12 protein-coding genes are annotated in these 13428 nt (G+C 55.5%); 10 read left to right on the forward strand and 2 right to left on the reverse strand.

Annotated features, from left to right (window positions below; all coding sequences use genetic code 11):
* Positions 1 to 13: 13 nt before the first annotated feature.
* The 4 genes from ACUVOF_RS05495 to ACUVOF_RS05510 all read left to right on the forward strand — a co-directional run bounded on the left by ACUVOF_RS05495 (position 14) and on the right by ACUVOF_RS05510 (position 6055).
* Complete coding sequence (locus ACUVOF_RS05495; protein WP_447043383.1) at positions 14 to 1201, forward strand: CaiB/BaiF CoA transferase family protein; 1188 nt, start codon at positions 14 to 16, stop codon at positions 1199 to 1201.
* Between the two features lie 62 nt (positions 1202 to 1263).
* A complete protein-coding gene (locus ACUVOF_RS05500; RefSeq protein ID WP_447043384.1) occupies positions 1264 to 2475 on the forward strand; it encodes a pyridoxal-phosphate-dependent aminotransferase family protein in 1212 nt (403 codons plus the stop codon).
* Positions 2476 to 2493: 18 nt separating this feature from the next.
* The gene (locus ACUVOF_RS05505; protein WP_447043385.1) at positions 2494 to 5496 is read left to right on the forward strand and encodes an FAD-binding and (Fe-S)-binding domain-containing protein; all 3003 of its coding nucleotides are present in this window, start codon (positions 2494 to 2496) and stop codon (positions 5494 to 5496) included.
* A 34-nt stretch (positions 5497 to 5530) separates the two neighbouring features.
* Entirely contained in the window at positions 5531 to 6055 is a 525-nt protein-coding gene (locus ACUVOF_RS05510) for a gamma carbonic anhydrase family protein (protein ID WP_447043386.1), read from the forward strand.
* 111 nt (positions 6056 to 6166) lie between these two features.
* Here ACUVOF_RS05510 and ACUVOF_RS05515 read toward each other — a convergent pair whose 3' ends face one another.
* Positions 6167 to 7858, reverse strand: coding sequence for an L-lactate permease (locus tag ACUVOF_RS05515; protein WP_447043387.1), 1692 nt, complete (start codon positions 7856 to 7858; stop codon positions 6167 to 6169).
* Positions 7859 to 8246: 388 nt separating this feature from the next.
* On the opposite strand from ACUVOF_RS05515, the gene ACUVOF_RS05520 reads away from it, so the two are divergent.
* From ACUVOF_RS05520 to ACUVOF_RS05530, 3 genes are all read left to right on the forward strand, one after another.
* Positions 8247 to 8939, forward strand: a complete 693-nt coding sequence (locus ACUVOF_RS05520) for a glutathione S-transferase family protein (RefSeq protein ID WP_447043388.1) — start codon at positions 8247 to 8249, stop codon at positions 8937 to 8939.
* Positions 8940 to 9042: 103 nt separating this feature from the next.
* Positions 9043 to 9732, forward strand: coding sequence for a glutathione binding-like protein (locus ACUVOF_RS05525; protein WP_447043389.1), 690 nt, complete (start codon positions 9043 to 9045; stop codon positions 9730 to 9732).
* A 181-nt stretch (positions 9733 to 9913) separates the two neighbouring features.
* Positions 9914 to 10270, forward strand: coding sequence for a phasin family protein (locus ACUVOF_RS05530; RefSeq protein WP_447043390.1), 357 nt, complete (start codon positions 9914 to 9916; stop codon positions 10268 to 10270).
* A 79-nt stretch (positions 10271 to 10349) separates the two neighbouring features.
* On the opposite strand, the gene uraD is transcribed toward ACUVOF_RS05530, so the two are convergent.
* Positions 10350 to 10889, reverse strand: a complete 540-nt coding sequence (gene uraD / locus ACUVOF_RS05535) for a 2-oxo-4-hydroxy-4-carboxy-5-ureidoimidazoline decarboxylase (protein ID WP_447043391.1) — start codon at positions 10887 to 10889, stop codon at positions 10350 to 10352.
* Between the two features lie 146 nt (positions 10890 to 11035).
* Between uraD and uraH the strand changes: the two genes are divergently transcribed.
* From uraH to ACUVOF_RS05550, 3 genes are read left to right on the forward strand one after another with little or no spacing between them, the layout of a single operon-like run.
* Positions 11036 to 11389, forward strand: coding sequence for a hydroxyisourate hydrolase (uraH, locus tag ACUVOF_RS05540; RefSeq protein ID WP_447043392.1), 354 nt, complete (start codon positions 11036 to 11038; stop codon positions 11387 to 11389).
* A gap of 58 nt (positions 11390 to 11447) precedes the next feature.
* Positions 11448 to 12650: a urate hydroxylase PuuD gene (locus tag ACUVOF_RS05545; protein WP_447043393.1), complete on the forward strand. Its 1203-nt coding sequence runs from the start codon at positions 11448 to 11450 to the stop codon at positions 12648 to 12650.
* Between the two features lie 14 nt (positions 12651 to 12664).
* Entirely contained in the window at positions 12665 to 13399 is a 735-nt protein-coding gene (locus ACUVOF_RS05550) for a GntR family transcriptional regulator (RefSeq protein ID WP_447043394.1), read from the forward strand.
* Positions 13400 to 13428: the final 29 nt, after the last annotated feature.

A 13428-nucleotide genomic window follows, 5' to 3' on the forward strand; every position in this document is an offset into this window, starting at 1 on the left:
AGGAAGTCAGCCAATGCTGCCATTACAGAACGTGAAAGTACTGGATATCTCGCAGATCATGGCCGGGCCTTATTGCACCATGGTGCTGGCCGACATGGGTGCGGATGTCACCAAGGTCGAGAAGGTCCAGGGTGGGGATGACAGCCGTCAGATGGGCCCCTACATCAACGACGAGTCGACCTGCTTTTCGCAGATCAATCGCAACAAGAAGAGTATCTCGCTCAACCTGAAGGATGAGCGGGCCAGAGAGATTTTCTATCGCCTGGCCAGGGATGCCGATGTCATCGTCGAGAACTACCGCACCGGCGTTACCAAGGCGCTTGCGATCGACTACGAGACCATCAAGGCGATCAATCCCGGCATCATCTACTGCTCGATTTCCGGCTACGGCCAGTCAGGTCCCTACAGCCATCGCGGTGGCTTCGACCTGGTGGCCCAGGGCATGACTGGCTTGATGTCGATGACCGGCGAGAAGGGGAGACGCCCGCTCAAGACTGGCATTGCCGTCTACGACATCGGTGCCGGGATTACCGCGGTGTATTCGATCCTCGCGGCCTATATCCACAAGACCAACAGCGGTGAAGGCCAGCACATCGATATCGCCATCACAGAATGTGGCCTGCCCTGGTTCGCCTGGGAAGCGGCGGCCTATTTCGGTGAAGGCACGCTCCCCGAGCCCACCGGCTGGCGACATCGCGTATCGGCACCCTATCAGGCGGTCAAGGCTAGGGACGGCTATATCATGCTGGGCTGCGCCAACCAACGAACCTGGGAGCGTTTCTGCCAGGACGTGCTCGTGCGTCCTGACCTGATGGTGGAACCTCGATTCCTGACGAATTACGACCGTGGTCAGCACGTCGAGGAGCTCGAAGCGGTGTTGGAGGCGATCATGGTTGCCCAAGACATGAACCATTGGCTTGAACTTTGCGACAAGGCGGGCGTGCCGGCCGGCCCGATCAACAACTTCGCCCAGGCCATGCAGGACGAGCATTACCTGGCGCGCGGCATGGTGCAGGAAATGGATCACCCGGTAATCGGCAAGATGAAGACCATCGGCTTTCCAAGCAAGTTCTCGCTTACTCCCTCGCAGATTCGCAGCCCAGCCCCGCTGTTCGGCCAGCATACCGATGAAGTACTCAATACCCTGGGCGTCTCTTCCGAGCAGCGGGAAACCCTGCGGGCGGAAGGATGTATCAAGTAGTTTTTTTTGGCGTATTTTGAATTCTTTATCATAAGTACAAAACTGTTTCTGGAGAGATCATCATGTTGAAGCTCGATTTCCATCCGTCCGGCCGCCACTTCCTGCAGATACCCGGCCCCTCGCCGGTGCCGGATCGTATCCTGCGCGCCATGAGCCTGCCGACCATCGACCACCGCGGTCCCGAGTTCGGTGCGTTAGGGCTTGAACTTCTGGGCAAGGTTAAAAAAGTCTTCAAGACCGAGAACCCAGTAATTATTTACCCGGCGTCAGGTACCGGTGCCTGGGAGGCCGCCCTGGCCAATACCATGTCACCCGGCGATAAAGTGCTGATGTTCGAGACCGGCCACTTCGCCACTCTGTGGCACAAAATGGCTTTGCGTTTGGACATCCAACCTGAGTTCTTGGGCCTGCCAGGCTACGAAGGTTGGCGCCATGGTGTGCAGGCCGACATGATCGAAGCGCGTCTGAAAGAGGATACCCACCACGAGCTCAAAGCGGTCTGTGTGGTGCATAACGAAACCTCGACCGGCGTGACCAGTGATATTGCCGCGGTGCGTAAAGCAATCGATGCGGCGGGCCACCCCGCACTGTTGATTGTCGATACCATTTCCGGCCTGGCCAGCGCCGACTATCGCCACGATGAATGGGGTGTAGATGTCACTGTTTCTGGCTCGCAGAAAGGCCTGATGCTGCCGCCAGGCATCAGTTTTAACGCGCTCTCCCCCAAAGCCATCGAAGTCAGCAAACAGGCGAAACTGCCGAAAAGCTTCTGGGCCTGGGACGAGATTCTTGAAGCCAACAAAAATGGCTATTGGCCCTACACGCCCAGCACGAACCTGCTTTATGGCCTCAATGAAGCGCTGGATATGCTGCTTGATGAAGGCATGGATCATGTGTTGGCCCGCCATCAGCGCTGGGCCGCTGGAGTGCGCGCGGCGGTAGAGGCGTGGGGTCTTGAAATCCAATGCCAAGACCCCTCGGTTTACTCACCGGTACTGACCGGTGTGGTGATGCCTGAAGGTGTCGATGCGGATGCGGTGCGCAAAATTATCTATGAGCGTTTCGACCTTTCCCTGGGCATGGGGCTAGGCAAGGCCAAGGGCAAGATGTTCCGTATTGGCCATTTGGGTGACTGCAACGATCTGACGCTGATTGCCACGCTGGGCGGCTGTGAAGCGGGTATGAAGCTTTCCGGCGTTAGCCTTAAAGGCAGTGGCGTAACGGCTGCTTTGGACTACTTTGCTGCCAACCCGCTTAACGCAGACGAACGCTAAACGACGGGGGAGAGCCACATGACGTCTCTGACGAACCAACACCCGTCCCGTGATGCCAAGATTAAACCGCTCGGCGAACTCGCCGAGCGGTTATCCCGAGAGATGGCCGGCGAGGTGCTGTTTGATCGGGCCACTCGGGGGCGTTATGCAACCGACGCTTCTATTTATCAAGTGACCCCGGTGGGCGTGGTCATTCCGCGCCACCAGGAAGATCTGAAAATGGCGTTGGATATTGCCCGTGATGCCAAGGTGCCGATTTTGGCCCGCGGCGCGGGCACCAGCCAGTGCGGCCAGACCGTCGGCGAAGCGCTGGTCATCGACACCACCCGTTGGCTCAATCAGGTGGTGGAATTCGATGCCGAGGCGCGCACCGTGGTGGTTGAGCCGGGTATCGTGCTCGATCATCTCAACGCCTGGCTCAAACCTCATGGGCTGTGGTACCCAGTGGATGTTTCCACCAGCGCCCAGTGCACCATCGGCGGGATGGCGGGCAATAACTCCTGCGGGTCGCGGTCGATCTACTACGGCAACATGGTGCACAACGTGCTGGGCGTGGACGCGCTACTGGCCGACGGCAGTGCGGCGAGTTTTGGCTTCGTTGACCGCTTCGCGGAGGGCTCACAGGAGCAGCGCCTTGCGCAACAGGTGAGGGCGATTGCCGAGCGGGTGGGCCCGGAAATTCGCGACCACTTTCCCAAAGTGCTGCGCCGGGTGGGTGGCTACAATCTCGATCTGTTCGATTGCCAGAACCCGATGCCCTATGACCCGGACGGTCGCGCCAACCTGGCCCATCTGCTGGTAGGCTCGGAAGGCACGCTTGGGGTAAGCCAGCGTATTAAGCTCAGGCTTTCCCCGCTGCCTGAGCAGAAGGTGCTGGGCGTGGTGAACTTCCCGACCTTTTATCAGGCGATGGATTTCACCCAGCATATCGTCAAGCTCGGCCCCACGGCGGTGGAGCTGGTTGACCGCACCATGATCGAGCTATCGCTTGAGAATCCGGCGTTCCGCCCGGTCATCGAGAAGGCGCTGATCGGCAAGCCCGAGGCGATTTTGCTAGTGGAGTTTGCCGGTCACGACCACGCCAAACAGCTTGAAGCGTTGCGCGGGCTGAATGAACTCATGGGCGATTTAGGCCTGCCGGGCAGCGTGGTGGATATGCCCGAAGCGGCTGAGCAGAAAGCGTTGTGGAACGTGCGCAAGGCCGGGCTCAATATCATGATGAGCATGAAGGGCGACGGTAAGCCGGTCTCCTTTATTGAAGATTGCGCGGTGCCGCTAGAGCACCTGGCCGAGTACACCGACAAACTCACCGATGTTTTCAATCGCTACGGCACTGAAGGTACCTGGTACGCCCACGCCGGTGTCGGCACGCTGCACGTGCGGCCGATTCTCGATATGCGCCGGGATGGCGCAGAGAAAATGCGCGAAATCGCCGAGCTGGCCTCCGCGTTGGTGCGCGAATACAAAGGCGCCTACTCCGGCGAACATGGCGATGGTATCTGCCGAGGTGAGTGGGTGGCGTGGCAGTTTGGCGAAACCGTCAATAACGCCTTCCGCGACATCAAGCAGCTGTTTGATCCGGAAAATCTGTTCAACCCGGGCAAAATCGTCGATACCCCTAAAATGGACGACGAGCGCTATTTTCGCTTTCCCAAGAGCTATACCACCATTCCGCTGACACCGGTCTTCGACTGGTCCGCCTGGAACGTCAAGCGCGACCCGCTCACCGGCGAACAGTCGTCCCCCGGTACCGGCGGCGATGCCACCCATGGCCTGGCCATGGCGGTCGAGATGTGCAACAACAACGGCCATTGCCGAAAGTTTGATGCCGGCACCATGTGCCCCAGTTTCCGCGCCACCCAAGAGGAGCAGCACCTGACCCGTGGCCGGGCCAACACGCTGCGGCTGGTACTCTCGGGCCAGTTGGGCGATGAAGGGCTGGCCAGCGACGATGTGAAAGAGGCGCTGGATCTGTGTGTGTCGTGCAAAGGCTGCAAGCGGGATTGCCCCACCGGCGTCGATATGGCGAAGTTCAAGATAGAGGCCCGCACCGCGCGCGCCCGCGTTAACGGGTTATCGCTGCGTGACCGCATGGTGGGTGAGATGCCCCGCTACGCCCCCTGGGCCAGCAAGTTTTCCGCACTGGTAAATGGCGTAGAGCGCGTGCCGTTCCTGGCGAAACAGATCAAGCAGGCGTTAAAGCTGGCGCCCCAGCGATCGCTGCCTGTGTTCAACGGTAATTTCCTCGCCAGCGCCGAAGCGTCTCAGCAGTCAGCCACGTCAACGCGCGAAGTGTTGCTGTTTGTGGATACCTTCAATAACTACATGGAAGGCGATAATGCCAAAGCGGCTAAGCGGGTGCTGGAAGCGGCGGGCTATCTTGTGCATCTCAATGTGACCAAAGGGCAGCGGCCGCTCTGCTGTGGGCGTACGTACCTCTCTTCGGGTCAGTTTGTCAAAGCCAAGGCCGAGGCCAAACGCACGCTTGAGCACCTGATGCCGTTTGTCGAGCGCGGCGTGGCGGTCGTTGGGTTAGAACCCTCTTGCCTGCTCAGCATGCGCGATGAATTTCTGCAGTACGGTTTTGGCGAAGAGGCGAAGGTGCTGTCGGCATCGGCCTACCTGTTCGAAGAGTTTTTGGTTAAGGCACGTGCCGAGAATCAGCTTCCCCTCGAACTTAAGCCGCTGAACTACGAGCGGGCGATGCTGCACGGCCATTGCCATCAAAAAGCTTTCGATGCGCTGCGCCCCGTCGAGCAGGTTCTGGGCTGGATTCCAGAGCTCACCGTCGAGACAATCGAGTCCTCCTGCTGTGGCATGGCCGGCAGCTTCGGCTATGAAGCGGAGCACTACGACGCCTCGCTGAAAATGGCGGAACTCTCGCTGTTACCGGCGATTCGCAATGCGGATAGCAACGCCGTATTGATTGCCGATGGCACCAGCTGTCGCCATCAGATTCACGATGGCAGTGGACGTGAAGCAATTCACGTTGCTCGATTGCTGGAACAAGCGCTAGCCTGAACGCTTAACACCAATAACAACCCAGGAGGTTAACGTGGCACTTTACCAGTATGGCGAGCATCGCCCAGCGGTTCACGACGACGTCTACATTGCGGAAACGGCCGATGTGATCGGCCAGGTCACCCTTAAAGCGCACTCCAGCGTCTGGTATCAAGCCGTGCTACGCGGTGATACCGACCACCTTGAAGTAGGCGAAGAGAGCAATATCCAGGATGGCGCTGTACTGCATGCAGACCCAGGCTTTCCGTTAAAGGTAGGTAAAGGTGTAACAGTGGGGCACCAGGCGATGTTGCATGGCTGCACTATTGGTGACGGCTGCTTAATCGGCATTCAGGCCGTGGTGCTCAATGGTGCGGTGATTGGTGAAAACAGCTTGGTAGGTGCTGGTGCCTTTATTAAGGAGGGGGCGGTATTCCCACCCAATTCATTAATTGTTGGCTCGCCTGCCAAGGTAGTGCGCGAGCTTTCCGAAGAGGCAGTGGCGGGGCTGAAGCAGAACGCTCAAAGCTATGTTGAACGCGGCAAACTCCATAGCCAGCAGCTAAAGCGTATCGATTAACACACAAAACCAGCGGTGCTAAACAGCAAACCCCCAGGTCTAGGCCTGGGGGTTTGCGTTTCTAGCGTCTTTATTAGCGCGTCGGTTATTAGAACAAGCGCTGCCTCATGCTCACATTAACGGATCGGTGACGCCAATCACGTAGAACGCAATCAGAGCGATGATGCCGGTAAAGATGAGGTAGTAAATCGTCGGTAGAATCGTTTTACGGATAGTCGCCCCTTCACGACCGAGCAGGCCTACCGTCGCTGATGCGGCTACGACGTTGTGGATAGCGATCATATTACCCGCTGCCGCACCGACTGCCTGCAGCGCCACCATCATGGCGGTGGAAAGCCCCAGTGTCTCAGCAACGCTAAATTGGAATTCCGCCAGCATCAGGTTGGATACCGTGTTGGAGCCTGCAATGAAGGCACCCATCGCCCCTACCATTGGAGCAAAGAAGGGATAAATGCCACCTACGCTATCAGCGACCGCCTGGGCCATCATGACCGGCATCGAGACAAGATCCGCACCGTTAACGCCGGAGTTGATCAGGATACGTACCATCGGCACGGTAAAGATCAACACAAAGCCCGCGCCAAAAATGGTTTTGGTCGATTCCGATACCGCGGCACTGATTTTTTGCGGGTTCATGCGGTGCAGGAAGTAGGTCACGATGACCACGGCCAGGATGATGCCGCCCGGTAGGTAGAGCGGCTGTACACCGCCGCTGACACCCGCTTCACCAAGAATATTGGTCCAACTGAGGTTGATCGAGGTCAGCGCCACGCGAAGCGGTTCAATGGTGCGCGAAGCCACCAGGAACAGCGCCAGCAATACATAGGGTACCCAGCCTTTGAAGGTGGACATCGGCGCTTTGCCTACAACGTCATCAAGCTTGATTTGCAGGTTACCGATCCACTCGTCTGGCCAAGAAGAGGATTCAGGGAAGTCCCAGGTATCTTTAGGCATCAGGAAGCCACGTTTAGCCGCTGGCACTACAATCGCCAGACCCACCATGGCGCCAATCATCGACGGGAATTCAGGCCCCAGCAGCACGCCCACCAGCATGTAAGGTACTACGAAGCAGATGCCGGTAAAAATGGCGAAGGGGGTAATCGACAGCCCCTCTTTCCAGGAGCGGTTAGCACCGAAGAAGCGCACCATCACAGTGACCAGAATCAGCGGCATTAAAATACCCACGATACCGTGAGTGATCGCCACTTCGCTGGTCACCATCTGGAAGAATACATCCCAGCTAGAGCCTACCGAATCAAGCTCAGCGCTGATACCAGCGCGATCCAAACCGCTACCAACGCCGACCACGATAGGTGTGCCCACCGCGCCGAAGGAGACTGGCGTTGATTGAATCATCATACCCACGACCACCGCCGCAAGTGCTGGGAAGCCGAGGGCGACCATCAGCGGTGCCGCAACTGCGGCGGGCGTACCGAAGCCAGAAGCCCCTTCGATAAAGCAGCCAAACAGCCAAGCAACAATCAACGCCTGTACGCGACGGTCAGGACTGATGCCTGAAAAGCCATTACGAATAGCCGTAATGCCGCCCGAGTGCTTAAGCGTATTCAGCAGCAAGATAGCGCCAAAGATGATCCAGAGAAGACCAGCGGTTTGAATCAAGCCTTGAATGGTCGACGCTGCCACGCGGCTAAAGGACATATCCCAGGCGGTTAAGCCAATAATAGCCGCCGTCAGAAAGACAATCGGCATCGCTATCTTGGCAGGTATTTTAAACCCTATGAGCAAAATACCGGCCAGCAACAGCGGCAAGAAGGCTAGAAGTGCAAGTATCGTTTCATTCATGGAAGGAACTGCCCTTGTTATTGATTTGGTATGCTCCGCAATAACCGTCTGGTGTTTGTATCGCCAGTCGGGTGTAGGTGAAAGATACGGTTTGGCTAACAATATGACTACATTGGAAAATTGGTCTTACCAAAGCATCGCTTGTTTTGTACATGTGTTTGCGCTGGTTGTTTTTATTTAAATTATTGATTTTAAAAATAGTTTTAGAATTTTATTAAGATGAGGGCAATGCTGGTTCATTAGACTAATAGACAGTGCTAAGAAACCTCTCTTGCACGGTTAGTTTCTTGGGCTCATTGTTTAGCTATCCAAAGCGTGTAAAAAAGCTCTAAGCTCTTTTTTACCAATCATTTTTCGCAACGATGCTCTCAACTAGAAGGCGGTAGTGATGGCAATAAAGCTCTATGACCTATGTGGACGAGACGAACGGCTGCGCTTTTCTCCTTATTGCTGGCGCGTGCGCATGGCGCTTGCTCATAAAGGGCTGGAATACACCAGCGTGGCGTGGCGATTCCTCGACAAACAAGCGTTGGCGTTTGCCGATTACGACAAAGTCCCGGTGCTTTGCGACGGCGATCAGGTAGTCACCGACAGTTTTGAGATCATGCGCTATCTGGATAAAACGTATCCCGACGCACCCATGCTAGGTGAAGGCGTCAGCTATCAGCGGGTTTTACTGTTTAAGTACTTTGTAGAACGCAGCGTGACCCCGGCGCTGTTCCGCATTATCGGTATGGATCTGTTCGCCGCGGTACACCCAGGCGACCGTGACTATTTCCGCGAAACCCGTGAAGCGAGGTTTGGCTGTACATTGGAAGAATTTCACCAACCCGAACAGGGCAAGCAGCAACTCAAGCAGGTATTAGCCCCTGTGCGCGACCTGCTGCGCGAGAGTGCTTTTTTAGACGGCGAAGCTCCCGCTGGCGCCGACTACCTGTTGTTTGGCAGCATGATGTGGGCACACGTCGTATCCACGCAGGCGGTCGTTGAACCCGGCGATCCGGTGGATGAGTGGTTCCAGCGTATGCTCAGCGCTCACGATGGCGCTGCAAGCAACGCCCTGACAGTAAGAGATATATAAGATATATCTACTAGAGGCGGTACACTTACGTACCGCCTGCTGTATTGAGAAAGCTTGGTAAACTCATGGCGAGTACATCAACGTTTTCAACAAGGAGATGGCAATGATTGACCTGTACTACTGGACAACACCTAACAGCCACAAAATCTCCATCATGCTCGAAGAAGCCAAACTGGCGTATCGAGTGAAGCCAATAAACATTGGCCGAGGCGAGCAGTTTGATCCTGAATTTCTCACTATTGCCCCTAATAACCGCATTCCCGCCATTGTGGATCACTCACCGCAGGATGGCGGCCAGCCGCTCTCGATGTTTGAGTCTGGCGCCATTCTGGAATACCTCGCCGATAAGAGTGGCCTTTTCTTACCAGCGGCAGGGCGTGAACGCTATATCGTGCTCCAGTGGTTACACTGGCAGATGGGTGGCTTAGGCCCGATGGCAGGCCAAAACCACCACTTTTGCCACTATGCGCCGCAGAAGATCGAGTACGCCATTGAGCGTTACGTGCGAGAAACTAATCGGCTTTACAGCGTACTGGATCAGCGCTTGGCGAATCACACTTATGTGGGCGGTGATGATTACTCGATTGCTGATATGGCGATTTACCCCTGGATCGTTCCTTGGGAAAAGCAAGGGCAGACGATCGAGGAGTTTCCCGACCTGGAGCGGTGGTTTGAGATGATCAAAGCGCGCCCAGCCGTGCGTCGAGCGTACGCTTTAGTGGAAGAAGTCAATCCACAAGCGGGGGTTGAAATGGATGTGCAAGCGCGTAAGCACTTGTTTGGTAACCGTTAGTATCGTTTCGTAAGAAAAGGTTGTTGTTAATCTGCAAGTGAGCATGCGCAGCATGAGGAAAAATCATGTTGCGCTGCACAAAAAGCACTGCTAGCTTTAGCTATAGCAGAGGCAAAAGCCTGGCTAAGAACCGCCTATTGAAGGCGAGTTTATGTGCTAGCTCACACTTGGAGAGATACTTGTGAATAAAGCGACTGATAAAACCACACAGCAGTTTGAATCAGCATTTGTATCACCCATGCGTTCTTACACGCTAACGGCGCTTGATTACTACGATCAGCTATTTAGTGCACAAATGGATGCTTTCCGTGCCTACTCGGACATGGCTATCTCGCAAGCACGCACATGGCTTGATGTAAAAGACGCCGACAGTTTCAAGAAGGCGATGGAAAGCCAGCAGAAAACGGCAAGCAATTTCATGGAACGCGTTAAGGGCGATACTGAAAAAGTAACGTCAATCGGTCAAAGCTTTGCTCAAGATAGCCAAAAGCAGACTGAAGAAGCCACTAAAAACGTGGTGGAAAAAGCCAAGCAGTAAGTTAGCTTTAACCGTTCTGAAGCGCCGTGCCCTCAAGGGCGCGGCGCTTTCTTGTATACAAAAAATATTTTTATAAACCTTAGTTTCTTGTAGCGCGATCAATTAAACGAAAGCGCGCAATGCGGATAATTTGCTCAATCGCCGTTTGTCGTTCGGTGGCCGCATCGTTGTTCAGGCGATCTTCAAAGGCGGCTAAAATGTCATGCCGATCTAGCCCCTTAACGGCAATCACAAAAGGGAAACCAAACTTCTTCTTGTATGACGCATTAAGCGTCTCAAAGCGTGCAAACTCTTCGGGGTCGCATTGGTCGAGCCCAGCACCTGCCTGCTCGCTCGTTGAATCTTTAGTTAACTCACCAGCCATCGCGGCTTTGCCTGCTAGATCCGGGTGCGCCTGAATCACTTTAATTTGCTGTTCGCTGCTTGCTTGCTGGAGCATGAGCCCCATAAGCTCGGCCAGTGCGTCGGGCGCGTCGTGGACGTCAGTCAGGCCGTGTTGCCAAGCCGCTTCTGCCACCCAAGGTGAGTGCTCATAAACATCACCATAATGGTGAGTAAGCATTTCCAGGCTGCACTGACTAGGCGCGGGTGAAAGCAGTAACGGACTTATTGTAGGCACTGGCACTCTCCAAAGTGGGCAATTTAAAGCGTAGTTAATTCACAATGTGCGCGGATAGAATTACTGTATACAACAAATAGCATCAAAGGTACTCTTTGACCAAATGGTCAGATAATGCAAACAACGCAATAATATAAGGAGTGGCTATGGGACGTTTAACCACCCACGTATTGGATACCGCTAAAGGACAGCCCGGCCAGGGAATCATCATTGAAGTGTTCCGCCTTTCAAACGGCGAGCGTCAACTTTTAAGCACGGTGACCACCAACAGCGACGGGCGTTGCGATGCCCCCATTTTAGAAGGCGATGCGCTCACGGCAGACGAGTACGAGCTGGTGTTCCATGCGGGTGACTACCTGCGTGCCCAAGGCGTTGAAGCTAATGAGCCGCGCTTTTTAGACGTTATTCCACTGCGTTTTGGCGTCGCCGATGCCAGCCAGCACTACCATGTGCCGCTACTCCTCTCGCCCTATGGGTACTCGACTTACCGCGGTAGCTGATTTGTCTGAAACCTGGCTGCTCACGCTGAGTTTCAGTCAAACCTAACGGGATTTGTTTATGCAAGCGTACCTAATCGAGTTTGTTAACTTACTGCTGCGCTGGCTGCACGTGGTTGCCGCCATCGCCTGGATCGGTGAGTCGATCTACTTTGTCATGCTGGATAACAGCCTGCGCACGCCAAAAGCAGCGGAAGATCGCGACAAGGGCGTGTTTGGTGAAATGTGGTCGGTGCATGGTGGTGGTTTTTACCACAACCAGAAGTACGCTACCGCACCTGCCAAGTTACCCAATGACTTGCACTGGTCATTCTGGAAAGCCTATACCACCTGGCTTTCCGGTTTTGCGCTGTTTGTGATTCTCTATATGGTCAACCCAGGCTTCTATTTGGTGAACCCCAATAGCCCCTGGGAGTGGGCCGCCAACCTGACGGGCTGGCAGGCCAATGTGCTGGCGCTGGCATTCCTGCTGGGTGGCTGGGTAGTTTATAACGAGCTGTGCAAACGCATTAGCCCCAACATGGATCGCGATGGGCTGCTGAGCATTGCCGTTGCCGTGATGATGGTGGTCGTTGCCTATCTCAGTACGCAGATGTTCACCGGTCGCGCGGCCTTCCTGCTCACGGGTGCGGTCATGGCGACGGCGATGTCGGCTAACGTTTTCTTCTGGATTATTCCCGGCCAGCGCCGCATGGTTAAAGCCATGAAGGCGGGCGATGCGCCCAATCCGCTGGATGGCAAACGCGGCAAACAGCGTTCGGTGCATAACACCTACTTCACGCTGCCGGTCGTATTGTTGATGGTGAGTAATCACTACTCGTTTATCTATTCTCACGAGCTCGCCTGGGTGGTGATGGTACTGTTCATCTTCGCCGGTGCCTTGATTCGTCAGTTCTTTGTGTTGATGCATGCAGGTAAAACCCAGCCAGCGTATCCCGCCTTAGGGGTAGGGCTTATTCTTGTGGCGTTTTGGGTGGCTGCACCCAGTGCTTCATCACCAATTGGCACTGCAGGCGCGCAAGGGCCAGACCAAGCGCAAATCACCGGCCTGATTGAGCAGCACTGTGTTCAGTGTCATGCTCGCAACCCCGAGCATGCCGGTTTTTCAGCGCCACCCGCGGGGTTTGCATTTGAAAACTGGGACGAAATTCTCGGTCAAAAAGCGCAGATTCAACAGGTCGTGGCCAGCCGCTACATGCCGTTAGGCAATATGACCAACATGAGCGATGAAGAGCGCGATATCATTGCCGCTTGGGAGGAGTGATAAAGAGGCTAGCTATGAGTGATGCGCAGGCGCCGATAAAGCGGCGCGCTTCCGTTAAAGAAACCAAAGATGGCAAAGAGGGCGATGAGCGCCACGATGCTATCTATCGCGCCGTGAGCGATGCCATTGTCGAGCAGCGCTTGAAGCCCGGCGCACGGCTGCGCGAGGACGCCCTGGCGGATGTATTTGGCATTAGCCGCACCGGTATTCGTAAAATTTTGCAGCGCCTGTCACTTGAGCAGCTAGTGACCCTGACGCCGCGGCGTGGGGCCAGCGTTACCCGGCCCACCGCGGATGAAGCCAAGGACGTTTTCGATGCCCGCCAACTGGTCGAGTGCGGATTAATGCCCGACGTGGCACGGCGCATGGATGAAAAAGAAGCCGCTGAGCTACGCGAAATGGCCCAGCGCGAACGCCAAGCGCTGCGCAGCGGCCAACAAAGCGTCGCTATCCGGCTCTCTGCCGATTTTCACGTGCGCTTGGCGCAGCTTTCCGGCAATGCGACCCTGGCGGAGTTTGTCGAGCGGCTCTGCTCGCGCTCCTCACTCATCCTCGCCGTCTACGGCCATCGTGGCCACTTGGGCTGCGAATCCCACGACCACGATGACCTGATCGGCTATTTAGAAGCAGGCAACGGCGAGCGCGCCAAAGCCTTTATGAGTCGTCACCTTAAAGCCATCGAAGCCTCGCTCTCCATGGTCGAAGAGGAAGAGAACGTGCCGGATTTACAGCAGATATTTGGGGAGTGAAGGCGCTGGTCGAATCGTTACACACGGGG

This window comes from Vreelandella sp. H-I2 (assembly GCF_052959335.1).

Coding starts and splice junctions, on each gene's coding strand:
- ACUVOF_RS05515 (WP_447043387.1), bottom strand. CDS start 7,858: ATGAATGAAACGATACTTGCACTTCTAGCCTTCTTGCCGCTGTTGCTG.
- ACUVOF_RS05500 (WP_447043384.1), top strand. CDS start 1,264: ATGTTGAAGCTCGATTTCCATCCGTCCGGCCGCCACTTCCTGCAGATA.
- ACUVOF_RS05550 (WP_447043394.1), top strand. CDS start 12,665: ATGAGTGATGCGCAGGCGCCGATAAAGCGGCGCGCTTCCGTTAAAGAA.
- ACUVOF_RS05505 (WP_447043385.1), top strand. CDS start 2,494: ATGACGTCTCTGACGAACCAACACCCGTCCCGTGATGCCAAGATTAAA.
- ACUVOF_RS05495 (WP_447043383.1), top strand. CDS start 14: ATGCTGCCATTACAGAACGTGAAAGTACTGGATATCTCGCAGATCATG.
- ACUVOF_RS05545 (WP_447043393.1), top strand. CDS start 11,448: ATGCAAGCGTACCTAATCGAGTTTGTTAACTTACTGCTGCGCTGGCTG.
- ACUVOF_RS05520 (WP_447043388.1), top strand. CDS start 8,247: ATGGCAATAAAGCTCTATGACCTATGTGGACGAGACGAACGGCTGCGC.
- uraH (WP_447043392.1), top strand. CDS start 11,036: ATGGGACGTTTAACCACCCACGTATTGGATACCGCTAAAGGACAGCCC.
- ACUVOF_RS05525 (WP_447043389.1), top strand. CDS start 9,043: ATGATTGACCTGTACTACTGGACAACACCTAACAGCCACAAAATCTCC.